The sequence below is a fragment of the Nostoc sp. genome (assembly GCF_036918015.1).
Taxonomy (GTDB): domain Bacteria; phylum Cyanobacteriota; class Cyanobacteriia; order Cyanobacteriales; family Nostocaceae; genus Nostoc.
In genome coordinates, this window is sequence record NZ_JBALEO010000083.1 from 278,288 (window position 1) to 304,530 (window position 26,243).

General features: G+C 40.3%; 24 protein-coding genes. 10 read left to right on the forward strand and 14 right to left on the reverse strand.

Annotated elements, in window-relative coordinates; translation table 11 throughout:
* Positions 1–120: 120 nt before the first annotated feature.
* Positions 121–795 (reverse strand): response regulator transcription factor, encoded by a 675-nt coding sequence (locus V7K61_RS25220; protein WP_335057562.1) that lies wholly within the window; start codon positions 793–795, stop codon positions 121–123.
* Positions 796–964: 169 nt separating this feature from the next.
* Entirely contained in the window at positions 965–1,252 is a 288-nt protein-coding gene (locus V7K61_RS25225; protein ID WP_335057565.1) for a Mo-dependent nitrogenase C-terminal domain-containing protein, read from the reverse strand.
* A 711-nt stretch (positions 1,253–1,963) separates the two neighbouring features.
* On the opposite strand from V7K61_RS25225, the gene V7K61_RS25230 reads away from it, so the two are divergent.
* Positions 1,964–2,581, forward strand: coding sequence for a class I SAM-dependent methyltransferase (locus V7K61_RS25230; RefSeq protein ID WP_335057567.1), 618 nt, complete (start codon positions 1,964–1,966; stop codon positions 2,579–2,581).
* 81 nt (positions 2,582–2,662) lie between these two features.
* On the opposite strand, the gene V7K61_RS25235 is transcribed toward V7K61_RS25230, so the two are convergent.
* Entirely contained in the window at positions 2,663–3,154 is a 492-nt protein-coding gene (locus V7K61_RS25235) for a GNAT family N-acetyltransferase (RefSeq protein WP_335057569.1), read from the reverse strand.
* Positions 3,155–3,486: 332 nt separating this feature from the next.
* On the opposite strand from V7K61_RS25235, the gene V7K61_RS25240 reads away from it, so the two are divergent.
* Both V7K61_RS25240 and V7K61_RS25245 read left to right on the forward strand, forming a co-directional pair.
* On the forward strand, positions 3,487–3,687 hold the full coding sequence (locus V7K61_RS25240) for a hypothetical protein (RefSeq protein ID WP_335057571.1): 201 nt from the start codon (positions 3,487–3,489) through the stop codon (positions 3,685–3,687).
* Between the two features lie 511 nt (positions 3,688–4,198).
* The gene (locus tag V7K61_RS25245) at positions 4,199–5,377 is read left to right on the forward strand and encodes a hybrid sensor histidine kinase/response regulator (RefSeq protein ID WP_335057573.1); all 1,179 of its coding nucleotides are present in this window, start codon (positions 4,199–4,201) and stop codon (positions 5,375–5,377) included.
* A 137-nt stretch (positions 5,378–5,514) separates the two neighbouring features.
* Here the strand turns inward: V7K61_RS25245 and V7K61_RS25250 are convergent, their stop codons facing one another.
* Both V7K61_RS25250 and V7K61_RS25255 read right to left on the reverse strand, forming a co-directional pair.
* Positions 5,515–6,234: a DUF4079 domain-containing protein gene (locus V7K61_RS25250; RefSeq protein ID WP_335057575.1), complete on the reverse strand. Its 720-nt coding sequence runs from the start codon at positions 6,232–6,234 to the stop codon at positions 5,515–5,517.
* A gap of 261 nt (positions 6,235–6,495) precedes the next feature.
* Positions 6,496–8,115, reverse strand: a complete 1,620-nt coding sequence (locus V7K61_RS25255) for a glycosyltransferase family 39 protein (RefSeq protein ID WP_335057577.1) — start codon at positions 8,113–8,115, stop codon at positions 6,496–6,498.
* Between the two features lie 545 nt (positions 8,116–8,660).
* On the opposite strand from V7K61_RS25255, the gene V7K61_RS25260 reads away from it, so the two are divergent.
* Entirely contained in the window at positions 8,661–8,903 is a 243-nt protein-coding gene (locus V7K61_RS25260) for a hypothetical protein (RefSeq protein WP_335057579.1), read from the forward strand.
* Positions 8,904–9,273: 370 nt separating this feature from the next.
* Here V7K61_RS25260 and V7K61_RS25265 read toward each other — a convergent pair whose 3' ends face one another.
* Together V7K61_RS25265 and V7K61_RS25270 are read right to left on the reverse strand one after the other, a co-directional pair.
* Positions 9,274–10,959, reverse strand: coding sequence for a glycosyltransferase family 39 protein (locus V7K61_RS25265; RefSeq protein ID WP_335057582.1), 1,686 nt, complete (start codon positions 10,957–10,959; stop codon positions 9,274–9,276).
* A gap of 474 nt (positions 10,960–11,433) precedes the next feature.
* Positions 11,434–12,261, reverse strand: a complete 828-nt coding sequence (locus V7K61_RS25270) for a GNAT family N-acetyltransferase (RefSeq protein WP_335057584.1) — start codon at positions 12,259–12,261, stop codon at positions 11,434–11,436.
* A gap of 691 nt (positions 12,262–12,952) precedes the next feature.
* Between V7K61_RS25270 and V7K61_RS25275 the strand changes: the two genes are divergently transcribed.
* The 4 genes from V7K61_RS25275 (at position 12,953) to V7K61_RS25290 (ending at position 18,573) form a co-directional block, all read left to right on the forward strand.
* Positions 12,953–14,023 carry an LOG family protein gene (locus V7K61_RS25275; protein WP_335057586.1) on the forward strand — a complete coding sequence of 357 codons (1,071 nt, stop codon included), beginning with the start codon at positions 12,953–12,955 and terminating at the stop codon, positions 14,021–14,023.
* 537 nt (positions 14,024–14,560) lie between these two features.
* On the forward strand, positions 14,561–15,883 hold the full coding sequence (locus tag V7K61_RS25280) for a D-alanyl-D-alanine carboxypeptidase (protein WP_335057588.1): 1,323 nt from the start codon (positions 14,561–14,563) through the stop codon (positions 15,881–15,883).
* Between the two features lie 267 nt (positions 15,884–16,150).
* Entirely contained in the window at positions 16,151–17,365 is a 1,215-nt protein-coding gene (locus V7K61_RS25285; protein ID WP_335057590.1) for an HhoA/HhoB/HtrA family serine endopeptidase, read from the forward strand.
* Between the two features lie 224 nt (positions 17,366–17,589).
* Positions 17,590–18,573: a WD40 repeat domain-containing protein gene (locus tag V7K61_RS25290; RefSeq protein ID WP_335057592.1), complete on the forward strand. Its 984-nt coding sequence runs from the start codon at positions 17,590–17,592 to the stop codon at positions 18,571–18,573.
* 26 nt (positions 18,574–18,599) lie between these two features.
* Here the strand turns inward: V7K61_RS25290 and V7K61_RS25295 are convergent, their stop codons facing one another.
* The 7 genes from V7K61_RS25295 to V7K61_RS25325 all read right to left on the reverse strand — a co-directional run bounded on the left by V7K61_RS25295 (position 18,600) and on the right by V7K61_RS25325 (position 25,031).
* Positions 18,600–18,809 carry a hypothetical protein gene (locus V7K61_RS25295; protein ID WP_335057595.1) on the reverse strand — a complete coding sequence of 70 codons (210 nt, stop codon included), beginning with the start codon at positions 18,807–18,809 and terminating at the stop codon, positions 18,600–18,602.
* 48 nt (positions 18,810–18,857) lie between these two features.
* On the reverse strand, positions 18,858–19,760 hold the full coding sequence (locus V7K61_RS25300) for an MBL fold metallo-hydrolase (RefSeq protein ID WP_335057598.1): 903 nt from the start codon (positions 19,758–19,760) through the stop codon (positions 18,858–18,860).
* 11 nt (positions 19,761–19,771) lie between these two features.
* The gene (gene panD, locus V7K61_RS25305) at positions 19,772–20,155 is read right to left on the reverse strand and encodes an aspartate 1-decarboxylase (protein WP_335057600.1); all 384 of its coding nucleotides are present in this window, start codon (positions 20,153–20,155) and stop codon (positions 19,772–19,774) included.
* A 114-nt stretch (positions 20,156–20,269) separates the two neighbouring features.
* Entirely contained in the window at positions 20,270–20,782 is a 513-nt protein-coding gene (locus V7K61_RS25310; RefSeq protein WP_335057602.1) for an inorganic diphosphatase, read from the reverse strand.
* Positions 20,783–21,198: 416 nt separating this feature from the next.
* Positions 21,199–21,384, reverse strand: a complete 186-nt coding sequence (locus V7K61_RS25315) for a hypothetical protein (RefSeq protein WP_335057604.1) — start codon at positions 21,382–21,384, stop codon at positions 21,199–21,201.
* A gap of 1,037 nt (positions 21,385–22,421) precedes the next feature.
* Complete coding sequence (locus tag V7K61_RS25320; RefSeq protein ID WP_335057606.1) at positions 22,422–23,393, reverse strand: DUF362 domain-containing protein; 972 nt, start codon at positions 23,391–23,393, stop codon at positions 22,422–22,424.
* 222 nt (positions 23,394–23,615) lie between these two features.
* Positions 23,616–25,031: an aspartate ammonia-lyase gene (locus V7K61_RS25325; RefSeq protein WP_335057608.1), complete on the reverse strand. Its 1,416-nt coding sequence runs from the start codon at positions 25,029–25,031 to the stop codon at positions 23,616–23,618.
* Between the two features lie 174 nt (positions 25,032–25,205).
* Here V7K61_RS25325 and pgsA point away from each other — a divergent pair, with 174 nt between their 5' ends.
* Positions 25,206–25,727 (forward strand): CDP-diacylglycerol--glycerol-3-phosphate 3-phosphatidyltransferase, encoded by a 522-nt coding sequence (gene pgsA, locus V7K61_RS25330; protein WP_335057610.1) that lies wholly within the window; start codon positions 25,206–25,208, stop codon positions 25,725–25,727.
* Entirely contained in the window at positions 25,724–25,960 is a 237-nt protein-coding gene (locus tag V7K61_RS25335; protein WP_335057612.1) for a type II toxin-antitoxin system HicB family antitoxin, read from the forward strand. The genes pgsA and V7K61_RS25335 overlap by 4 nt, the downstream gene beginning before the upstream one ends.
* Positions 25,961–26,243: the final 283 nt, after the last annotated feature.

The window sequence follows — 26,243 nt, forward strand, 5'->3', positions numbered from 1 at the left end:
CAATAGGCACTGAGGGAATAAGGAAGAATTATTGGAAAGTCCTTTGCTTGTCTCCCCCCAATCCCCATTACCCCTTATCCCCAGAGGGGGCCCCACCATCCCCAATCCCCAATCCCCAATTCAATCATGCAATGTGTAGCCAACACCGATCACAGTTTGAATGAGACATTTTTCGTTATTGGCTTCAAGTTTCAGGCGCAGGTAGTTAATGTAAGGTTCAATGATGTTGGTATCGCCCATGAAGTCATAACCCCAGACTTCCTCTAAAATGCGATCGCAGCTAATTATCTGTCGCGGATGGGCCAGTAAATATTCTAGTAAATCAAATTCCTTAGCAGTTAACTCAATTAACCGCCGATCTCGGTACACTTCCCGCGTGCGACGATTTAAACTTAGGTCTTCAAATTCTAAAACATCTGCGTACTCTGCTTGGTTGCTTTTTCGTAGGTGAGCGCTGACTCTGGCTAATAATTCATCAACGCTGAAGGGTTTAACGAGGTAATCATCAGCACCAGCGTCTAAACCTGCAATGCGATCACTCACTTCATCTTTGACGGTTAATAAGATTATCGGCACTTTCTCAGCTATACTCCGCAAGCGGCTGCAAATTTCCAACCCCGACAACCCAGGCAACATCCAGTCTAAAATTACTAAATCCAGATGCAACTCCCTGGCTGCGGTGAGTGCAGTTAATCCATCGTAGGCAATACTGACTTGATAGCCTTCATAATTCAATTCCAATTCGACAAATCGTGCCAGTTTGACCTCATCTTCAATCAGTAAGATGTGCGTCATGATGATGTTAATAATTTCAGCAGGATACGGGAAGCAACAATAGTGCCAGCTACTTAATAGCCAAACATCTAATTAGGTGTACGTTAGCTTAGTATAAACCTGAGTAAGTAACAACCGTAAACCTGCAATTACCGATCGCTGCTCGATCAAACAACAATCCAACTGGCTATCAGCAATAAGCTGTAATATCTTCACCACATTCATCGACAAGATAACAGAGCGCTCTAAAACGCAAACCAACCACTTCCTCGTATAGAGGATTTAATTTACACATAGGTGGAATATGAAATAGCTTCCGACCAAACAGTGTGATGTCTCGCTCAAAGGGACACTGAGCAGGAATAGCTTTGCATAGGAAATGAGCCAATTTGGAGTTATGAATTTCTATCGTTTCCAACCACTCACGGACTGGGTGCAGTAGATCCTTGTGTAAGTGAACTTGCATAAAGCTTGTCATAATTTTTCACCTTGATAATTTCAAACTAGATTGAGTTTTTTGTATTTGAACCTCTATAAATAAATACAGTTAGGTTTTATAGTTTTATGCACTTATTACTTTTTATTTGGTTCTCTACAGAGTTAGAAGGAGTAATGTTAACTACACATTCAAGTACTACAGTTCCCGATAATTTGTCCTGACTTTTCAGTTCATATTGAAAAACCCATCCAAAACCTAACCCCCTAACCTTTACCTAGTAGTAAAGCTCGATTTTCAAGGTAAAAATGTAGACGGGACAAGCTTTTCAGCAAATTGGCACTATTTGACAAACATTTCGGCTCAATCCCTTAACGATGCAAAATTTTTCAGGTTCCTGGCAGTACTTTATGTTTCTATAGGACTAGTATTTGATTTTTGAAATGCACGTAGTGGACTGTCTACGCAAAATAGTGCATTAGACGTAGGTTGGGTGGAGCGGAGCGCAACCCAACATATATCAGGATGTTGGCTTTGGCAAAGCCTCCAACGCCACTTGCTACAACGCGGGGAACCCGCAAGGGCGCTGTGGCTCCCCAACCTACAATTTTTTTGCAACTAACCCGACAAAAGCCCGATATTACAACCAATTCAGAACCGCTATAGTTAATTTGTGTTGTTAACCAAATTTTTGGAGGCGCAGCTAAACTTACCCTCAAAAAGCATCAAGCTTTAAGAAAGCTGCGAAAACTAATGACTGATAACTTTTTCAATAACAAAAAGCTACTTTTTGATCTATGGGCATCAAGTTACGATTGGTTCTTTCCTTCAGTGTTTTATCGAGCCATTCACCAACGGTTGCTGGAGTACGTCGATTTACCAGAGGCAGCAAATGTACTTGATATAGGTTGTGGTACTGGACGCTTACTTGAGCGCCTTGCTACTCAGTTTCCTCATTTGCGAGCTACCGGATTGGATTTATCTGCTAATATGTTGCGGGTAGCAAGACAGAGCAACCGCCACCGTCCACGCTTAATTTATATTGAGGGCAAAGCTGAGTCTCTTCCCTTTGCTGATGGCCAATTTGATGCCGTTTTCAGTACTATCAGCTTCTTGCACTATTTGGAACCAAAACAGGTAGTTAGTGAGATAGCACGGGTACTTTCTCCCGGTGGACGCTTTTATTTGGTTGACATTACTTCTCAAAAAGAGACAGAACCTCAATTATTGCCAGTCTCTCCCCGTGGAATTAGACTCTATAGCCCTAATCAACGTCAACTTCTTGGTTCCTCTGCTGGGCTATTGTGTTTAAATCACCATTATTTACTAGGGCCTGTCTTACTGACAATTTTTGCTAAACCTCCGATTTGAAATAGGGAAGAGTAAAGGATTGGAAACAGTTTGTATCCAGCCCTGTTCTGCATATCTTAATTACGAATTACGAATTACGAATTACGAATTATTTCGATATTCCATAAATACCACAGGAACTTTGAGCAGCCTTTTAGCTAACTGCGAGAATCTAAATTTATCCTTGAGCGTAGATAAGCCTATTGTCTTGGGAAATTGTGGCAAGTCTTCAAAAGATATTGGCACAAAGTCAAAGCGACTGTAAAACTGCACCAGCCGTTGACCTAAGCATTCCAGATAAAGTGGTTGCGTTGCTGTATTAATCAAATGCTGCGTTAGCAAACTACCCAAACCGCGACCTCTCCAAGCTGATGCAACGACTAAGCTACCAAGTTCTTGCGCCCCTGAGAAATTACGCAGCTGTCCACAAGCTATCAGATTTTGATTGTATTCAATTACCCAAAATTGCTGCCAATTTAATTGGGTTGGGTCAAGTTTGGCTGAAAATACCAGCAATCGAATCGACCACCGATCAGCAGAGGTTGCTTCGCGAAGGACACATCCAGATGGTAACGATAGATTGCTCTGGTTCATTAATTAAATTTTGATAGTTTATATCACAATCATCACACCATGCTATTCATTCAGATCCATATAGATGATTTTGCATTTTTTGTCAACTATCAATACAGCAATTTTAAAAGCATCTTGGATATAAAACCCATTCCAAGTTCTCTCTTAATGGCATCAAGGGTTCTAAGGTTAATAAATTCGATATTTATGGATTTTCATCAGCATACATGAATAGTAATAAACAATACTTACGATAGAGGGATGAATCAGCCATAACTATATTCTGGATAGATGTACTCACACCCCTAATTTTTTTAAGATAATCCTAAGAATAAATGATTAGGAATGCAGTCATGGCTGAACAACAAAAAGAAAAATCTAATAATCAAGAAGCTACACCTACCGCTTCTGGTGGCTACCAAACCCCCATCGAAGAAGGTATCCGCAAAACTGGCGATGCTGAAAAGAGTGATGCTAAACCCTCTGCTACACCAGAAGCACCAGGAGAAGATTCTGTAGCAGGTAGCCCCAATCAAGGAACTGAGTCACGTTAATTGATTTGAACTTTCCCAAGTTTTAATCATCTTGTCAGGTCTTTTGTAATTAGCCTAATACAGTAAGTATCGAGTGGATATGTGGTGTAACAGCTACAATTATCCACTTATTTTTTTGTGTCATGAGCTACATTGTCTCTACGTGCGTGCGTTAGACATGAATTTGTGCTCGTTAACTGTAATATAATACTGAGTCTAGCTCTAAGTAATTTACATTAATTTACATATAGCGATCGCTCAGGATAATGGTCTGAATATCTTGAGCGAATTTCTGAGGTTTTCCGCCGTCTTCATACTCGTCGAGAACAGTATGGTGGTCGCATCTAGGCTGAGTCGGAACTGGGACGGGCGTAGGAACAGTATTTTATTTTACTCTCAACGCAAATTAAGGTATCTTTAAATATATATTTAATAACTGCCTAGTAACCTTCTAATAACCGCATGATTTCTATCCCTATCTAAAAAATAGGAAATCAGGTGATTATCTACCAGATTGATATAACCCTGTACTATGGAAAAGCTCACAATTCACATTCTATTAGTAGAGGATAGTGCAAGTGATGCTCATTTGCTACACCGGATATTTATAAATGCAGATCAAGAACAATGGCAGATGTTACATGTTGAACGGTTATCTGAGGCAATAGAAGCTAGCAGGGAAAACTCTGCGTCCACCCTTGATAATTCTCGGATAGGGGGTAGAAAGCAACGCAGATTCGACCTAGTTTTGTTAGACCTCAGCCTTGCAGACTCTATTGGACTGGACACATTAAAAGAATTTAGGGCAGCAGTACCTGATATCCCAGTTGTGGTATTAACAGGTATTGATGATGAAGATTTAGCACTGCAAGCATTAGCAGAAGGAGCGCAAGACTATTTAGTTAAAGATAAAATAACTATACAACGGTTAGTGCGTGCTATTCGCTATGCCATTGAAAGAAGTGAAATTCTCAACCAACTACGCGAGAGTGAAGAACGCACCCGTCAAGCGCTGGCAAAAGAACAAGAACTCAACGAGTTAAAGTCAAACTTTGTAGCAATGGTTTCTCACGAGTTCCGCACCCCTATGACTACGATTCGGACGGCTGTAGATATCCTTGAATACAACAGCAATAAACTAACTGATGCCCGGAGAACTAAATATTTCGAGCGAATACAAAATGCTATCAACCAGATGCTTAATCTCTTAGATGAGATATTATTCTTGAGTAAAACGGAAGCAGCTAAACTCGAATACAAACCTACACTTTTAAATTTAGAAAATTTCTGTAGCGAACTCACAGATATTCTTCAACTAAATGCAGGTAGTAAGCACAGCATTATCTTTACTTTTCAAGGTGAATCGATCCAAGCTCAAATAGATGAAGACCTACTAAATTGTATCTTAACCAATTTGATTTCCAATGCCATCAAATATTCCCCTGAGAATGACACTATTTGGTTTGATTTGATTTGCAAAAATCGCCTCGCCATTTTCCAAATCAAAGATCGGGGAATGGGAATTCCTCTCAAAGACCAAACTCATCTATTTCAAACCTTCTATCGCGCCAGCAATGTGGGTGTAATTCAAGGAACAGGACTAGGACTCACTATAGTTAAAAAATGTGTGGAGTTGCATGGAGGTTATATTCAATTAGAAAGTGAGCAGGGTGTTGGTACAACAGTAATTGTTACTCTGCCACTACAATGATTAGGCATTGGGCAAAACAGTTACGTTAGCGGATAGCTAAGGTTTAGCCGGTTCCAAGTTCTGAGTAAATAAATGAGATTCTCCACTCAGGACTCAGGACTCAGCACTCAGTACTCCTGAAGGTTATTCTCCCTTGCTTATTTGGGTGCTTGGGGATTTGGCATTGGACAAGTTTTATTAGCAAAATCACACTGATAAATATAGGGTTCTTGCCAACTCAGGGGAATTTCTAACAAGTCTCGCGTTCCTGTCATACCTTGTCCAATAAATAGCAACAAAGCAATGCAATTTAAAATCGTATGGACAAGACGCCAGCGATTGGACTTATCTTGATAAATATCTTGAACAATTGCTAATGAAAAAATCATCAGCAGTGCTGCGGTAATGCCAATATAATAATGTGACCAATACCACTCATTGGTGCGGCGATAGACTCCATCTTGACAGCCTAGAATTACTAAACCTGCACCAGTTAAAGTTGCAAAAACTGCCCGCCACACCCGCTGTTTTGCCCGATAAAGAAATACTAATGAGGCGATGGTGGCAGCAAATATTAGCAGTATAAAAATAACTTGAAAAGGTGTTTGATTCCATAATTGATTTTTGATAATATTTTTGCCAATAGGATAGCTTAATCCGATTAAAGTTAATCCCACAACTGCACTTGTGAGCCTTTCACCTAACTGCTTATGTTCTGCACCCACCACTGGAGGAATTTTACTCTTACTCCCCGCTAAAATTTGCAATCTACGTTGGCGTGTTTGCCAAGCAAAATTAACTACTGTACCGATGAGTGGAAACACGAATATAATTGCGATCGCTGGATGTAAAAGACTAAGAAAATCTGTTATTTGCATAGAACACCTTTCAATGAATCATTGAATTCATCACAAAGGATAATTTAAAGCATCCTACCATTACTTAAATTAATTTCAGATGAGAATTTGTTTAATATTTATTTTTGTTGTTTTTAGCTGGTTTTAATCAAGAAATTATTTAAATATCTTATAAAAGATAATTAATATAGCAAATAATAGTCGAAAATAAATTAATTTTTTTCTCTAACTGACGAGAATTCATTTATATGAATTGCCCATAACTACAGCGTCTAGTTTTGGTTAAGTCCTAATTTTTTCAAAAAATATGTCGCTACGTGAATTTTCTATTTTCCAGAGCAAGTAATTCTTGTCACCGTATACAACAACTGTTTTATAATTATAAGTTTTTTCTATTTGCTTACGCCAGATATCTGAAGGATTTAGTAAAAAAATATCAGTGAACTCATCAGGAATATTGGGTATAGAACGGTTTTTTACTAATTGGTACTGCACTTTTGGCTGTAAAAGATAGCTGAGAGAAAAGACATTACCATAATTAATACCAGAATCATTACTAATCAAAAGTGGATGATTAGTCTGATTAATAATTTTTGCAACTTGTGGATTGCCAGAGCTAATAACCTTACTCCACCAAGTATCAGCCTGAGAACTCACTCCATAAGAAACTAGCCCACAAATAATCACTAATCCCATGATTATTTGCCAGATTCTCCGGCGTGCAAAACTCTTATTGTTTAGCTGCGTAGCTAGTAAGTAAGTAACAGCTAGTTGAATTCCTAAATAAGAAATCAATAAATAACGCTCGGCAAGTGAGCGGATACCCCCAAAAAGTAAGTCTGGTAGCATTAAAGGTAATGCAGGAATCATAATCAGTGTGACGATAAACAACCAGATTTTATAGTTAGTTTTTCGACAAATAAAATAAATAGAATATCCAACAAGAACTAAAAAAAATGGCGTAATTACATAGGTAAACGGATTTTCAAAGCCCAAGTCTAAATCAAGAAAAATCCGATTTAACTGTAAAAGCCAAGATTTAATTAAAGCATCTAAGGGTAAATGTGTTTTTGTCCAGGATGTTGAACTTTTTAATTGCAACAAGTTAACTATTAAAACCATTATCCAATATGTAAAAGCTAAAAACCCTGCTAAAGATGCTAATAGATAAGCTTTTACTGTTTTAGTAAATCTAAATTTTGCAATGGCAATTACATAAATACCATGAGCAACTACGACAAATCCACTGAACAAAAATGTATATAGACTAAGCGCCAAAGTGACTGCATACATTCCCCAATTTAATATGCGTAGTACTCGATCTTTTGATTCCAACCGTAATGCTCGTAGTAATGAAGCGCTGCATAGTAATACAATCACTATCCAGAGAATGTATTCTCGTGCTTCTTGGGCGTATACTAAGTGAATAGGGGAAATTGCCATGAGTGCGATCGCAACCTCCGATACCCATGCCGATGCTTTAAATAATTCTCGACACAGCCAATAAATACTCGGAAAAATCAACAAGCTGATAAAGGCAGATAAACTTCTAATTACTGTTACCGAATTGCCAAAGATTCCCACCCAAAGCCGAGCGAGTATATAATACAGTGGTGGATGCTGTGGATCGTCTACTTCCAAAGATATAATGGTGTCACGTAAGCCTTTCTCCATATTGGGACTTTGGAATTTGGCAAAACTTTCCTTATTAATTATGCGACCATTAAATATTTGCTGCTTGGCTTCATTTGACGTATAACCAGAAATCCGCAATGAAGTGAAAGTCTCATCGTGCCAGTAAACTTTGCGATCGAGGTTAAAAAAACGAAAAAATATACCCACCATTAACAAAACTACAATGAGAAACCGCAACCTATTGGGAGCAAGTTGGAGATGCCGCATAACTAAATTTCATAATAACTTGTACAACAATTATCTACTTTAACGAAACAACTTATCAAAAATGTCTAACCAAATAGACGTAGTATAGAGGCGATCGCTCAAAATAAATCATCAGGGTGAAGGTTCCGCCGCGCCTATGCCAAATCCTGATAAATGGTCATCATACGAGGCGATTGTTGCGCAGTCAAATGTCCCATCTCTACCTATACAGAACCTCAAAGTGGCGGTAAATTCTGCACACAATCGGGGGTTTAAGTTCTTGCACGAGTGCTGGAATGATGAGCCGGCACTTGTGATATTTATCAAGAAATTGCTAGCGAAGTTTCCACAGTGGTGGGTTGTAATTGTAGAGAGTGAGTTAGCCAAGTAGCGGAGGTAGTAATTTGCAAGAAAAAATTGTATATTTAGCTACAAAATCACCTGTTTAGTGAAGTAGGAAAGGTGGGTTTAGTAGGATGTTTTGTAGGAACCCTTGATTATCCTGTTGATGAGCTGTAGCTTAGTGTCTAGTACATACCCACTATAAAATTACACAAGTTAGTAACATGAAAATCACACGACCAATAAGAAAAAATTCCGAACAAGAGTGGGCTGAAATCTCCGAACTCTCTGATGGTGAACTAGTGGCTGTAGTAGGGGGAGCAGGATTAGTGGATTTGGAATCACAATTGGAAAAATTGAATCCACAAACAGAAGTGGGTAAAGCGTTGTTGAGAGGATTAGAAACTTTAGTTAAGGGAGCCGAAGCTAAATTAGAAGAAGAGATAAAGAATTTAGCTGGAACTTAGATTAAACAGCTGACTTCAAAGCAAAAAATAGGGGATGTTATTAAACAAAAGTCCCCTATTAATAGCTCAAAGCAAGCACTTACATTAAATTAATTATTTCTTAAAACATGATTAATTTGTATCAATAACACTAAACAAATAATTTTTATATACTAAATAGTATTTGCTGAATAATCCTAAAAACAAGTTGTTCTGCTAAGAAGCTTTATAAAGCGGTTATTCATCAGAATAACTAGATTGCAAGTAACTAGAATCGTTATTGTTCATCGCCTTAGTACCATCCGCAACGCTCACCGTCTTTATGTACTTCAAGCAGACCGATCTGTGCAATAAATAACTTATCAAGAGTTGTCAGCTATGGAAGAACTGTTTACCTAGTTGATAGCTCGGTAGATAATTGATTATTAGGCGAAATATTACGTCGGCGTAAATTACGATTTTTAGCCAATTTCCAGATTGAATAATAATTATCACTATAAACAATATCTGTCTTTAATTTATACTTTTTTTCTATGCTTTTGCCCCAAGCCTCTGAAGGATTAAGTAAAAATACATCAGTAAACCCATCAGGAATTTTAGGAATTTTTTGATTGTTCACCAACAGAAATCGCACTTTTGGTTCCAAAAGATAGCTTAAAGAAAAGACATTACCATAATTATTGCTAAAAGCATCACTAATCAAAAGTGGACGATTACTCTGATTAATGATTTGGGCAACTTGGGGATTGCCATAATTCATACCCTTATTCCACCAAGTTTCTGCCTGTGAACTCACCTTAGAAGAAATCAAACCACAAATAATCACTAATGTCATGATTATGGGCCAAAAGCTCCGACGCGATCCGCTCCCATTATATAGTTGCGTAGTTAGTAGATAGGCAACAGCTAATTGGATTCCTAAATAAGATGGGATTAAATATGGTTCGGTAGACGATCGTATACTCCCAACAATTAAATCTGGCAGTATTAGGGGTAATGCTGGTACTACAATTAACGTGATGATAAAAGACCAAGTTTTATAGTTAGTTGATTGACAAAGAAAATAAATTGAATATCCTACCAAAGTTAAAAAAGCTAGTGCAATTAAATAGCCTAGAGAATTTTCTGATCTAAGGTCTATATCAAAAAAAATCCGGCTTAACTGCATCAATAAAAATGGAAAGATAGGTATTAAATCTGACTGCACTGTTGTTTTATCTGCTGAAATCAAAAATTGAAAAAATTCACCAATTACAACTGTTATCCAAGGCATGAAAGCTAAAAAACCGACTAGTGATGCTAGCAGATAAGTTCTCACAGTTTTAGTAAACTTAAATTTGGCAGTTATCATCACATAAATTCCATGAGCAACTGCGACAAACGCACTCCAAATAAATGTATAAAGACTCATGGCTAAGGTGACTGCATAAATGCTCCAGATAGCGAATAAATCGGGTTTTTGTCGTTCCTTTGCTAGCTCATCTTCTAGCCGTATGGCTCGCAGCAGAGATGCACTGGATAGCAAGATAGTGGCTAACCAAAGAATATATTCTTGTGCTTCTTGGGCGTATACTAGGTGAATTGGAGAGATAGCCATGAGTGCGATGGCTACGCCCGCCGCAGGCATCGCAACACCAGGAACTGATAATGGCACATTAAATAATTCTCGGCATAGCCAATAAACACAAGGGAAAACCAGCAAACTGATGCAGGCTGATAAACTTCTAATCGCCGTCACCGAATTACCAAAGATTTCCATCCACAATCTGGCTATGATGTAATACAACGGTGGATGCTGAGAATCTTGTTTTGCCAAAGACATAATTGTGTCATTCAAGCTTTTGTCTGGATTTGCACCTTGAAACTGAGCAAAACTTTCTTTGCCAATCACGCGATTATTAAAAAGTTGCTGTTTAGCTTCATTAATTGTGTAACCAGAAATTCGCAATGAGGCATAAACTTCATCTTGCCAGAAAACTTTACCATCAAGATTAGAAAAGCGAAACAATATACCCATCGTCAATAAGAAGATAGTTAAAAATCGCAACCAACTCGGAGCAAATTTGAGATGGCGCATAAGTGGGTTTCCTAAAAAGTTTTCTCAAATCATCTAGTTAAGTGGGCTGGATGAGGTGCCGCAGCTACGCCCGTCGTAGACATGGCCAACCGGACTTTAATTTGATTGGTAAGATTGGCAATCAACACCTCTCCTTTATTAACTACAAAAAGACATGGGCAAGGTTGTATCAAATCCCGCAAAACTGGATTTGGTTTTGAAACCGAGATATAAATGGAGTGTAAAATACACTAAGTGTAGCCGCATTTAACGCCAATGCTGTCCATATTGGTTAGTTAAGTTTAAAAGATGCAAAAAGTTTAGAACGCCATTTATTATGGCATCAAATGCAGTTATTCAAACCCTTAAAGCCAATTGTTTTTGCAAGTATACGTGGAGACAAAAGAGCAGCTAACATTTCTGAATAAGTTGAAGTGTGAAAATGGACAAGGATATTTTTTTTTGCGTCCGTTAAATAAGCTGGCAACAGTAGCATTAATCATGAAAAATGCTCAATGGTAAGGTTTTTCCGAGAGGATTTGGATAACGCCATTTAGCAAAGTCTGCAATATTAGATATAGTTAAAAAATCAATAGTTTTAAACTGCCGATCAATAGCAGGAAGGCTGCATATTTTAGCTCCAATATTCAAGTATGCCTGCAAAATTTTCGGAATCTCAACATGAGATGAATCTGGACAATTTTGAGTCAGTTCTAAGCAAAATTGTGAATTTGGGTAAACCAAAATACTTGGATGCATCAAGTTATTCTGCCGAAAATAATCATAAGCGCAACTAGCTTGCACAGGACATTGTGTGAGTAATGATGCACAACCAAAGAAATATTGGTTTTTACTCCAGATGAGATAATTTGCCAACCCTTCCCAGAGTAGTAAAAGTGCCTGACTATTGCGATATTCTTTAGCTATACATGCACGCCCAACTTCTACCGATACCTGAAGCACAGAATTAGGAATTCCATTAAGATTAAATATATCGGTAGCATCAAAGCCTAGTCTTTGAGAAGCCATTCCATAGGTCTGCATCCGATAAGTTCCAATGGTTTTACCTGTATGTTTGGAGATTAAAATTAAATGATGGCAAACCGCATCAAACTTATCTATATCCATCTGGGTAAAGTTAGAAGCAGAAAATCCTAAGCCTAGTTCAAGATTAAAAACTTCAAAGCGCAACCGAAAAATTGATTCTAATTCTTCTTCAGTTGAAGCCAGTCGTAGGGTATATTTTTCAGTTTGAAGGACGGGAAAATCTTCAAGAGGGGGAGGAGGATTCAGTGGGTAATTGATGCGTCCAGAAACTTCCATCTATCTTCCTACTTAGATTTGCGAAAATATTCTACTAGGATTTAGGCACTATACAAATAGCTCACATTATGCATTAATGTGTCGAAGTGTAATTGAGACAGTTTTCGATCAAAAATCCTTTAGAGCAATACGCTTGGGTTAAGGCTTTTTGGTACTGATTTTTGACTTGTGAAGACGCGTTAGCGCAGCGGGATGTTAGCATGGCGGGGCGATCGCGATCGCGTCTCCAAGAGTTGCCCAGTCCAATTTCGTGTCTCTAACAAGGATTTTAGGTTGAACTGAACGGTATTGTGGTCTAGAGAGCTTTTTTACTTTCTTAGATTAGGGTTAGAGTGCTTTTATTATGGGCATTAATTCCCAAAAAATCTGGCAATAAGATACAAAATTTTCTTTTGATATACGCTATAGATGTAAGTCATAACATTTTACACAAACCCTGATATATATTGTGGTAGCAACTACCCTCAGTGAGAGAGTTATGTCAATTGGTCGAGCGAGAGAACTTGCTATGGTTTTCAAAAGTTGAAGTATCACAACAAGCTTTATCAAAAAGATTTTTAGAATTTCCAGCTTCAAAACCAGTTCTGCCAGTTCTGAATTAATTTGCTAACTGCACATCAAAGGGCTATTCCCGCTTGCTAGAGTGTGAGTAGTTCACGTAAAATATAATGCCATTGTTGCAGCAGTTCTCATGACCTCATCTGCGTCGTTTGACACATTAGAGTCTTTACAGGCGGATATCGCTGAATTGATCGTTCGTTTACCGACATTAAAAAATCGGCAATTTATTCAGCAAGCACTTACTACTATTGTTCGTCTAGCTGATCACGAAATTGAGCGTCTCGATTGGAAAATATTATCCGCTGCATTAGCAGATATGGAGCGCGGTTTCCAGCTTTTTTATGATTACCGACACGTTCGCAAAGTCACCATTTTTGGTTCTGCTCGTATAGCGCCAGATAGACCAGAATACCAAATGGCCCTTGAGTTTGCTCGCGCTGTTTCTCAATTAGGATTTATGGTGATGACTGGTGGTGGTGGTGGAATTATGCAGGCGGGTCATGAAGGTGCTGGGCGAGAAAATTCCTTTGGATTAAACATTCAGTTACCCTTTGAACAGCAAGCAAACCCTTTTATAGAGGGCGATCCCAAGCTAATTAACTTTAAATATTTCTTCACCCGCAAGCTGTTTCTCCTCAAAGAAAGTGATGCTGTAGCCTTGTTTCCGGGAGGCTTTGGTACTCAAGATGAAGCCTTTGAATGTATGACATTAAGCCAAACTGGTAAATTTGGGCCAGTACCTTTAGTTTTAATCGATCGTCCTGGTGGTGATTACTGGCGCTCTTGGAGCGAATATATTGATAAGCAATTAGTGCAAAATGGTCTTGTCAATCCTGAAGACCCCAGCCTTTACACGGTGACAGATAACCTGGATGTGGCTTGTGATACTATCACCCGTTTTTACCAGGTTTATCATTCCAGCCGCTATGTAAGTGAGAAGTTAGTCATCCGCCTGAAGACAGATATATCAGACGCTCTTTTAGAACAACTTAATGCTGATTTTAGCGACATTATTATTCAAGGAAGAATTGAAAAAAGTCAGGCATTACCTCAAGAAGCACAAGATGAAACTGTTGGACTACCTCGCCTCATTTTATACTTCAATCAACGCGATTTGGGGCGCTTGTATCAGATGATTGCCACAATTAACCGGATGGGTACTCCTTCACCAGAGGATGTAGCGCATCCAGAAAGAAAGTAGGTAAGCTAAAACACATTTAATTTGCAGATTAAAATTTTCTCAATATCTTGTGGAGTGGACATCTTATCTGCCCTGATTGTGCAACTTGAATGCTGATTGGTTTATATAAGGGAAAAAAGGGGGAGTATTTTGAATACTTTCCCTTTTTTTGTTTCAAGATTATAGAATCACCTCAGCGATCGCGTAGGTTAAGGCAAGAGACGCGATGAATCGCCGTCTCTACAATAATCAGTCTTTTCTAGAGACGGCGATTTATCGCGTCTTTGTGATGATTTATCGCATCTTTAGCGATCTAGAATTTTCATCAAAAAACCTTAACCGAACCGTATTGGGAGTATGCATTTTTATTTTCATAGGGCTATCTTCATGAGCAATGGGCATTTTGGCATTGTCCAAGCAAGCCACGAAGACAATATAATTCACCCTACTTACAGATGAGAAAAACACCAGTTATTATGACTCAATACTGATTATTGTAAAAAAGCTTGTATATTAGCACAGTAAACAACGCTTGAGATCCTAACAGAGGAATAAAAAATGCTGGAATTATTGGGTTCAGGTTTGGTGTCGCTTTGGCTGGAAATGGCTGGGGTACAAATCAAACCTCTAGATGCCTTAGATGCACTAACTTGGCAAAGTAGCCCTGGCTTGGTTCTTGCCCCCGATCCAAATCCAACTGGGGCGACTACGGTGCAGGAATATCTGAAAAAGCTCATCACATCAAAAGTGGTGGCGCAAAATCTGGCTGAGAGTCAGGGAATTTGGATGCAGTCGGGGCCGATGCTGATGGCAAATCACCAAGGTACGACACCTCTGCCGGCTGCTTCTCTAACTAAAATTGCCACTTCACTAGTTGCTTTGAAAACTTGGGGGCCAGATTACCAATTTGATACTTTGGTCAGCGTCACTGGCCCAGTGGTAAATGGAGTTGTGCAGGGTGATTTAGTGGTTACAGGCCGTGGCGATCCTTTGTTTGTTTGGGAAGAAGCGATCGCTCTTGGTAATACTCTCAATAAAATGGGCATCAAGCAAGTAAAGGGAAATTTGATTATTACTGGCAGTTTTGCCATGAATTTTCAACGTCAGCCAATGCTAGCCGGTCTGATGCTCAAGCAAACGCTAAATCGTGCAACTTGGGGACGCCCTGCGATTTATACACACTCAATCATGCCCAAGGGAACACCCAAGCCTCAAGTTCTCATTGCAGGCGGGGTGAAAGTTGAGGCGCAACCAAACCCTCAACAAACTTTGTTACTGCGTCATCGCTCATTGCCTTTGAAGCAACTACTCAAGGAAATGAACGTTTATAGTAATAACGATATGGCAGAGATGCTAGCAGATTCAGTGGGAGGAGCAGCTGTAGTCCAATCAACTGCTGCTAACCTGGCGAGGGTTCCACAAGTAGAAATTCAGTTAATCAATGGTTCTGGACTGGGCCCGGAAAATCGCATTTCCCCCAGGGCTGTTTGTGCCATGTTTATGGCTATTCAAGCTGAGGCATCTGCCCATCAACTGAATCTGGCTGACTTGTTTCCCATGTCTGGATTCGATCATCGGGGGACACTACACACTAGACACATTCCCCTGGCGACTGTGATCAAAACTGGTACTCTCCGGGATGTGAGCGCCTTAGCGGGAGTTATGCCCACACGCGATCGCGGTTTGGTTTGGTTTGCGATTATCAACCGTGGGACAAATGTCTGGGGTTTGCGGACTGGACAAGACGAACTTTTGCAAAGTGTTGTCAAACAATTACAACTACCTCTCACCGTTCCTGTTAACCTGACTCCTCATTCAGCCATCAACTCTTTACCCCAGTTAGGCGCAGCTAATCGGAATGAAATCTTATACAAAAGTTAGTTCATCCATCGTCTAGAGTTAGAACAGAGAGTGGACTAGTCTTGTTAGCAATCCAAAAGTTTTATTGATGGGTAAAAACCGAACTTGTAAAGGGTAAATGTCCATAATAGCTTTTGGGTTAAATTTTCTATTAAGTTGATTACAGGTAGTTCGCAAAATGCCCTAACCCCAGTATTGGAAAAAGCAGGCGAAACCTGAAATAAAAATAACTGTAAATAGATTTGTCACGACTAAGCAACAATTAGGCTTATAAATTAGGTTGTGATTATGCGATTTCCCAAAATATCTCGGTCTCTACGGCAACTCACTACTCATGTTTTAGCGATCGCGCTAGGAGTTGTGCTAGCGGTTAGCACATTGCAGGTGTTACCCTCCCAAGCCGAACCAGCACCCACAATAACTGCTGGAGATACTTCAAATCTAATTGCTCAACGGCAATCACCAGCTACCGCTGCGATCGGTAGCACTAGCTTTGTCACAGCAGCAGTGAATCGTGTTGGTTCAGCAGTTGTCCGCATTGATACTGAGCGAACAATTACTCGTCGGGTCGATCCATTTATGGAAGACCCTTTTTTCCGTCGGTTTTTTGGTGAAGGTTTCTCCCAACAGATGCCTTCTGAGCAGTTACGTGGTTTAGGCTCAGGTTTTATTATTGACAAGAGCGGCTTAGTTTTGACTAATGCTCATGTGGTCGATAAGGCTGATAAAGTAACAGTCCGACTCAAAGATGGTCGCACCTTTGAAGGAAAAGTTCAAGGTATTGATGAAGTCACAGATTTGGCAGTAGTCAAGATTAACGCTGGTAACGATTTACCAGTAGCGCCCTTGGGTTCTTCCACCAATGTCCAAGTAGGAGACTGGGCGATCGCAGTTGGTAATCCTTTGGGATTTGATAATACCGTTACCTTGGGAATTGTCAGTACCCTCAAACGTTCCAGCGCCCAAGTCGGCATTAGTGACAAACGTTTGGATTTCATTCAGACAGACGCTGCCATTAACCCTGGTAATTCTGGCGGGCCCCTGTTAAATGGTCAAGGTGAAGTAATTGGCATTAACACAGCTATTCGCCCTGATGCAATGGGTATTGGGTTTGCCATTCCTATTGATAAAGCTAAAGCGATCGCTGCGCAACTACAACGCGATGGCAAAGTTGCTCACCCTTACTTGGGTGTGCAAATGCTAACTTTAACACCCGATCTTGCCAAGCAAAATAACACCGATCCCAACTCTCCGATTCAGATACCAGAAATTAATGGTGTTTTTGTCATGCGAGTTGTCCCCAATTCTCCAGCTGCATCTGCGGGTATCCGGCGCGGGGATGTAATTCTGCAAGTTGATGGTAAAGCTATTACCAGTGCTGAACAATTGCAGAATGTTGTGGAAGACAGTCGCCTTGGTCAAGTATTACAGGTGAAAGTGCAACGAGGTAATCAGACACAGCAGCTTTCAATACGCACAGCTGAGTTGCAAAATGCTTCGTAGAACACATCTGTTATTGGTGTCAACTTAAGCATATTAGACAGTCTAGAAAAGCTTTCTCTCGTTCCCAGTCTCTGGCTGGGAATGCCCTCTGTGAGGCTCCGCCTTGTTTACTAGCGTCAGCAGCCCAATGAGGTAGATTTCCCGATTCTACCTTCTTTTCCACCCAAATATAATATGTAATTTAAAAAATTTATTATCGCTGAACTCTTTTCTAGAGTTTGTTTATGTTTTCATGTCTCTATACCTTTGATGAACCTCATTCAGAGTACTTAAACAGCTTGAACTTAAGCCCAGATGGAATTCTTCTGGTAGGCTGTTTTCAAAATATTGTCAAGGTTTGGGATTTAACGACTGGGAATACCAACCATTCATTTGAACTGCATGGAGATCGGTATGGTCACTTTAATACTTTGGTAAATCCAGACTGGAAAAGCATCATCAGTAATGATCGGTATGGCAATCTCCGAACCTATGACTTTTGGACAGGAGAGGAAGTCTTCTCTTTTCAAGGAGATTCCAGTGCTTTAGCATTTACTCCTGATGGAAAAATATTATTTTCAGCCACCTGCAAAGCTTTTTATGATACGAATGCCACGATTGAGATTAATGTTATTGAATCCTCAACGGGACAATTACTCCGTACCTTGCTATTTACAAATGCATATCTTCCAATTCGCTGTTTACTAGCCAGCCCAGATGGTAGTATTTTGGTAGCTCAAGCATTTGATCTCCTAACTCAAGTTTGGGATTGGCAAAATGGGCAAGTTCTCAGCACATTTAATGCTCTAGCTTCAAATTCTTCCCTCCATTTTCCCAATTGTGTTTGTAGGCATTGGCTTGATGCAGTTGCAACTCGCCCAAATGGTCAAATCATTGCTGCTGTGGCACAAAGGGACAAACCTAGTGAAGAAACGACCGTTGCCATTTGGGATATACAAACCACGGAATTCCTTTATACACTTGGTATCAGCCAGCGCGAACCTGATTCGGGTATGCCTCATAATGCTATGACACCTGATGGCTCACTGCTTGCCGTTGGCAATATTAACGAAATTGAAGTTTGGGATCTAGAGAATAGGCAGAAGCTTTGTGTACTGTATGGGCATAAGTCTAGGATTGACAATCTCACAATTAGCCTAGATGGGAAAACCATTGTCAGCTATGCGTTTAATGACAGCATCAAAGTTTGGCATAGTAATGGGAGTTGACGTAATCATTAAAGCATCTGTCTTAGCTAACACCGCCTAATGCTGAAATAACATCTTGGGCTGACTGATGCCGAAATATTACCTGTATAAAAATCAGCTAGCGTTTGTTGGGCATCCGTCGCTATTTCTGCACGACGATTTTCGCGGTGGCGGTTTTGGAGAATCTCGGTCAGCATTTCTTGCTGCTCAGAGGAAAGTTGCAAAGCATCTTTCCGCACTTGATCGAGAGTACTCATGATCGAATTAGACTATCAACTGCTCTTAGAAACTTGATCGTGTCTAAATCACTTACCAACAGCTAATACTAGACCTTCATGGGCTATTATTCCTTGAGGAAAAGCAGATTTAACATCGACTTGAACCCGATCGAGAAAATCATCATGATCGTCTGGGTGATGATGAGAAATAGCTAGCCGTTTGACGCCAGCATTCAGAGCCGCATTCACTGCAACTTGCCAGAGTAAATCAGCAGAGTCATGATTGTGAGATGTCGGCGGAGTGTAAGTGGCATTGGCAATCAGCAAATCAACGCCTTTAATAAACTCTAAAATCCGCTCTCGCTCCACTTGATCTTCAGTCTGCTGCAAATCCGTGACGTAGGCAACACTATACTCTTGCCAAGTAACTCGGTAGCCAACTGACCGCTGAGTTTGATTAATTAATGCAGTTGTAATAGTGACATCATCTAACTTTACGTCACTGTCTGGAGTCAGATTGTAAAACTGCAATTCTGACTGCATTACCTGTAAAGGGTAAGGAAAGTGTGGCTGGAGCATCTGATCGTACAGACATTGTTTGATTGAGGCTCCATTGGAGGCAGCTGTGCCGTAAATATGGAAGCAATTTTCCCCAATAAATGCAGGAGCAAAAAAGGGAAATCCTTGAATTCGGTTTGATTGGCAGTTGGTAAAAAATAAATGGGCTTCTAGTGGCTGTTGCAGTTCTTGCCAAGTTTTACCCAATATGCGTAAGCCTGTACCGCCATCAAAAATCAAGCGTTTCCCAGCTACATGTATTTCTACACAAGCGGTATTACCACCATAACGACTGGTATTGCTACTGGGAGTGGGAATTAAACCTCTGACACCCCAGAATTGCACGATAAATTCACCTGCTGGACTACTTGACAAGGTAGCAGACTTTTCAGGTATGTAGCTCTGGGAATCCGACAACTCAAAATTTGACATTTTCCTTGAAATTAGACCTTAGTGAGCAGGTCATCGTAGCGCCGCACTTCCAACAACCTGTTTTTTTCGTCCACAATGACTACCGTAGGAGAGTAACTTTTTAACTCTTCTGGAGTGAACTGCCCGTAAGTCATTATAATCAAGCGATCGCCAATAATGCCTAGACGTGCCGCACCTCCATTTAGCTCAATGATTCCTGAATGAGCTAAAGCGGGGATCGCATAAGTAATAAAGCGCTGACCGTTGGCACTATTAACTACTTGCACCTGCTCATAAGGTAAGATACCAGCTTTTTCCAAAAGCATTTCATCAATGCTGATACTACCCACGTAGTTGATATTCGCCCCTGTAAGGGTGCAGTTATGAATTTTTGCCAAAAGGAGAGTACGCTGCATTCTGGTTTGGGTTTGGTGGCAGTTTTTTGCGAACCGTAACAAGCGAAAGTGATTAAAGTGAGGAGTTAAGAATAAAAATTTATAACTCTTAACTCCTAACTCCTAACTTTTCTATTATCCTCTATAAGCTTTGACGGATTTTTCAACTATTGCTGCAACCTTGTCCACATCTTGCCAACCGAGAATTTCAGTCACCTTTTTTTCCAGATTTTTATAACTACGGAAAAATTCAGCAATTTCATCTAAGCGGTGTGGTGCTACGTCTTTCAGGGATTTTACTTGAGTGTAGCGCGGATCTTTGTCAGGAACACAAAGGATTTTTTCATCGCGATCGCCACCGTCAATCATCTCCAAAAAGCCAATTGGTCGTGCGGCAATAACACAGCCGGGAAAGGTCGGCTCGTCAATTATGACCATACCATCTAGGGGATCGCCATCATCGGCCAAAGTATTAGGTACAAAGCCGTAGTCATAGGGATATTGTACTGAGGAAGAAAGTACTCGGTCTAGAGCAAAAGCTTCTAGTTCCTTGTCATATTCGTATTTATTTTTACTTCCGCCAGCAATTTCAATCAAAACGTTGATTAAACCGGGTTTCGGTTGGGCAGGAATACGAGATAAGTCCACAAAAAACTCCTCTGATAACAGTGAATCACGGGGGCACTCAGTCAGCTTCGCTCCCCGTGTAGAATTTTAGGGCAATATGGATCTCTTCCCAAGGTATTTGTTCTATGGCATAGGGCACTGGGGAAGAAACTTTCAGATGTAACCTATTCCCTTGAATTAGCTAAAAAATAGAAAAAGCGTTACGAGCAAACTTCGCAACGCTTTTTCCAAGAGGGTATTATGGATATCCTCCGCCCTTAATTGTTGTTAGTGAGATTTCTGTCCTAACTTTGTTAACACAACTCAAATCTGGAGTCACACAATCCAGATTTAGCTTATTCTTGACGAACTACACCCACATCTACAGAGATTATCTACAAAATCAGTGTTCTGCTTTTTGTAGGTCTTCTCATGAGGAAATGTGACTGGAAGCTCGATTAATCTTGATTTACTTGTATGTTTTGGATCAGAGGTTGCTGGTTATTTTGAACATTAGTTGAAGAATAGTGGGCGATGACAAATACGGGTAGGGTAAGAGTCAACAGAGCGATCGCAGTTCCCACAATGTCTGCCAAACGTTGGGAATATGTAGCGGCATTGGCAGACTGACTATTTGAATTCATACAAAAATTGAAGTTCTTCGTAACACTGTGTAGGTTGACTCTCTGAGTGAGAGTATTAATGCTATTTTAGCTATTTTTAAACTGTAAAATGTGTAGCATTCTACAATTTAAACCAGTTATACAACTGTCATAGTAGCCTTTTTATACATGGAATTCTTAATACAAAGTTACAAGCAAACAAATCATGTTTTATTTTGTAATTAATATTTTCAGGTGTTTCCCTGTATGGTGTAACGGGTTGCATACGCAAAGCAAACTTTGACAGCATCATAAGTTACATTTTTTCGCTGATTAAAGATTAATTAGCAAAACATATTTATCCGATACTTCATGATTATAACATCCTATAAAGCCTTTGATAAGGTCATTTTACTGGAATTGCTAATTTGTGATACAGGACACAAAACCGCAATTGCACTGAATATCTCTCCGTGCTTTTGGTTGTTATATAGTAGTTATACCCAAAAATCTTTGACACCAGAGAAGAAATAAGTAGCAATGATTTTTGTAACCAATGATAACTACCGAATAAATACAGATACATCAACTGTATGAGGCAAAATGGATTCAGTGATATCACTAAACAAATATTTAATAAGTTAAATTTTGCAATCTGTGTAATATCACAGCAATTTTGTCAATCTATATAAAGGTAGAGCAAAAAAAGTTTTAGAAGGTGGCATAGACATTTAGTGGGTTATTAGCAAACTTTCCTCATATCTGAACAAAATACCCAATCTCAATTTCCACATCCTAAATCCGTACAACTTTTTGGATAAATTAAAATCTCAGACGAAAAATTGGATAACAAATTAATCAGCTAAAAAAACCGCCACTAAATATAATAGGGCGGTTTGGTTAAGCAATCGGAGGGTAATTACAGATTACTCTGCTAATAAATGAAATTGCTGTAACGACGTTTGCACTAAATTGAGGATTGGGCAGAGGGGCAGAGGGGCAGAGGGAAAAACTAAAACTTACTGCATACTTCTCCCCTGCTCCCCTGCTTCCCTGCTGCCCTGCTTCTTCCCCACCCCCTACTCCCTTCCATAAACACTGATTGGTTCCTTGATAAATCGCGTGTAAAGATGCTTAAACGTAGACTTAATGACGCGGGGCATACCAAAATCAATGGGCATTAGCTTGTCTGGTAGCCGCCAATCTTCTATTTTTAATAAGTCAGGATTTAAATGCGGAAACTCTATGGCAGCAAGTTCTGGACAAACTCCTAGCCTTTGAGAAGCTGCAACTGTGGGCACTTGTTCAGGAGGAACATTGAGGATTTCTACCATTGCCCGATCTAAGGCAAATATATCTGATGCGGCTGCTAAAATACCCAGTTGGCGAGGTTCCCCATTACTGGGGCCATTACCTTCATGACCAATGATGCCATCTAATATGGTTAAGTTAGGGTTAATTGCCCTGGCAGTTTCTACTAACATTTCACCAAATCTATTTGCGTCTTTTCCTGCTTCCATGTGCCACCAAGCTTTCATTTTGCCGGGGACACAACCAAACAGGTTTTTTACGCCCAGCGTTAATGTCAACTGGGCATGAGATTTCACTTTCGGTAGGTTAATCACTACGTCTGCTTCCATTGCTTCTTTAGATAGCCGCAGATGGTTAAAATTATCACTGACAGTTTGGTAACGCTGACCGTGAAAATCGATGATGGGAAGATTGAGTTCTTCTAAAATAGGCAGATAGCCATTTGCTATTGCTACGCCCTTGGCACTACCAAAAGCAGGACTATCGCCCAAAAATGGCTTACCGCCAACCTCAATTACCATTTGGGCAACTTCATAAACTAGTTCGGCACGGGTGATACACTCTTTACCAGGACGCGATCCTGTAAGTAGATTTGGTTTGAGTAAAACGCGATCGCCTTTTTTTACAAATGCTGCTATTCCTCCAAAAGGTTCCAGCAGGGTGACTAAGGATTCTCGTAAAGCCTCTCGTTCGTATGATGTAGCCCGAATGAGACTAACAGATGGTTTTTGAGTCTGCATGGTATAGGTAGGGGATAGGGGATAGGGGATAGGGAATAGGGGACAGGGAACAGGGAACAGGCAATAGAGGATAGTAACCTATAACCAAATACGGTTCAGTTAAGGGTTATTGGTGTAGGTAATTGGTCTTTGAAGACGCGATAAATCGCGTCTCTACATGAGGGTTTTGGGCTTATCTGAACCGTATTGATCTATAACCTGTAACCTGTAACCTGTCCCCTATTATTCTGTTTTAAGCGGTAAGATACCACTCATTTGTTCTAGATTTAAGACTGTGGCTAAGTCTGTTTCACTCATCAATCCTCGTTCTAGGACGATTTCGCGGAGAGATTTACCAGTTTCTAAAGATTCTTTGGCGACAGCTGCGGCATTTAAATAACCGATGTGGGTATTTAGTGCGGTTACTAAAGCTAAACTGCCTTCGGCGTATGCTAAACAACGTTCTTTATTAGCTGTAATTCCTTGGATGCAAGATTTGGTGAGTGCGGCGATGGTATTGCCAAGAATTTCGATACTGTGAATTAAGTCATAGGCAATCAGTGGCATCATCACATTTAATTCTAATTGTCCGGCTTGTGCGGCTAAAGCGATCGCACTGTCGTAACCCATAACCTGAAAACACACCATTGATGTCATCTCTGCCATCACTGGGTTATATTTCCCTGGCATAATCGAGGAACCGGGTTGCACTGGCGGCAGTTGAATTTCTTTCAACCCTGTTTTTGGCCCCGAATCCATCAGCCGCAAGTCGTGAGATATTTTGACTAAATCCTGGGCTAAGTTGCGTAAAGCACCGGAAACATTCACAAATGGCGCCATACTCTGCATAGCTGCCATGAGATGGGGTGCAGGTTCTAAAGGAGTATCAATCAATTCTGAGAGAACTTCTACCACACGGGCGCGATACAGAGGATGAGTATTTAACCCCGTTCCGGCTGCACTACCTCCCAAACCCAGCACCATCAAATCCCCGGAGGCGGTGTAAATCCGGTTTTGGTGTTCTGTAAGAATTTGCGCCCAAGCCCGAAAATTTTCACCCAAACGCACGGGTACAGCGTCTTGTAAGTGAGTTCTGCCAGATTTGACGATATCTTGAAATTCTACAGCTTTGTTTTCTAAAGATGCGATCGCACCATCTATTGCTGGGTGTAATGTCTTAGATAATGCCAATAATCCACCAATCCGAATTGCAGTCGGAATCACATCATTGGTAGACTGCCCATAATTAACGTGGTCATTGGGACTAACACGTTTGTAATTGCCCTTTTCTTCACCAAGAATTTCTAAGGCGCGATTTGCTAAAACTTCGTTGATATTCATGTGGTGGGATGTTCCAGCACCCGCCTGATAAACATCCACAACAAATTGATCGCGGAACTTCCCAGCTAAGATTTCATCAGTTGCTTGCACAATCGCCTGACTAATATCTTGGGGAATGCAATTTAGTTCTCCATTCACAATTGCTGTAGCTTTTTTAATTATCAATCCCGCATCTACGTAAGTAGCTAAAGGCTTGATGCCGCTAATGGGGAAGTTTTCAATCGCTCGTAGCGTTTGAATGCCGTAATAAACGCTACTAGCAATTTGGCGATCGCCCATCGAATCGCGTTCGATGCGGAATTCTGTGTGTTCAGTCATAGTATTCTTTTAAAAGAGCTTCAGAAAACAGATTTTCCCATGCTTAGGGGGAAAGTGGGGAGACAAAGAGAAGTTGTAGTAAGTTTGTCCCCTCTGCCTCTTCCTGATAGCAGGGCAACTAAATTTATTTATGGACATTATTAATTTTTAATTTTTAATTCGGAGCGAAGCGACGTGACTTTACCCAACTGGATTACCTTCTCTCGCCTTCTGGGTGTACCATTTCTGCTTTACGGTTTATATAATCCCACACCCGAAGCTAGATGGATATGTTTGGCGATTTTTATCGTTGCGGCGTTAACTGATTGGTTAGATGGCTATTTAGCGCGGAAACTCAACCAAATTAGTGAGTTAGGTAAGTTTCTTGACCCCTTAGTGGATAAATTTCTGGTACTTGCGCCGTTGCTGGTTTTGATTGAACTAGGAAAAGTACCGGCTTGGGGAGTGTTTTTGATTTTAGCGCGAGAATTAGCGATCGCAGGTTGGCGGGTAAATCAAACGACAATTACCGGGGCGAATATTTGGGGTAAACTCAAAACTGTTAGTCAAATAGTTGCGATCGCACTTCTGATTGCACCCCTACCTGAAGTCTGGCAAACTCCCTCTCTGATTGCCTTTTGGGTTTCTGTCGCCTTGACTTTAATCTCTGGGGGTATTTATCTTTTGCCGCAAAAAGTTAGCACTGAACAGGAATGAAACTGCAATATAGTATTGTAATTCAGTGGTCGGTGGAAGATAAAAAGTACATTGTCAGCCTACCTGAGTTTGGCCCCTATGCACACACTCATGGAAATACCTACGCGGATGCTCTTAATAATGGTGAGGCAGTGCTGGAACTTTTGATTGAAGATTACCAAGCACAAGGAAAACCACTGCCAAAGCCTTTGACTACAAACATTTCCTTTCAGTTTATCCAATCGTTACCCTAATTATTAGCACTCTGTTGCCTTGACGTTAATATCTGGAGCAATTTACCTCATACCACAAATTCCAACTAGGGAAAATATACCTTTAAGTACAAAGTGAAGCCAAAAAAGCTCCATAAGACTGATGTTTTTTTATTTGGAAGTCTCTTTAAACTCGGAAGTTGAGCCTCTGAACTCGGAAGTTGCACCTTTGAACTCGGAAGTTGCACCTTTGAACTCGGAAGTTGCACCTTTGAACTCGGAAGTTGCACCTTTGAACTCGGAAGTTGCACCTTTGAACTCGGAA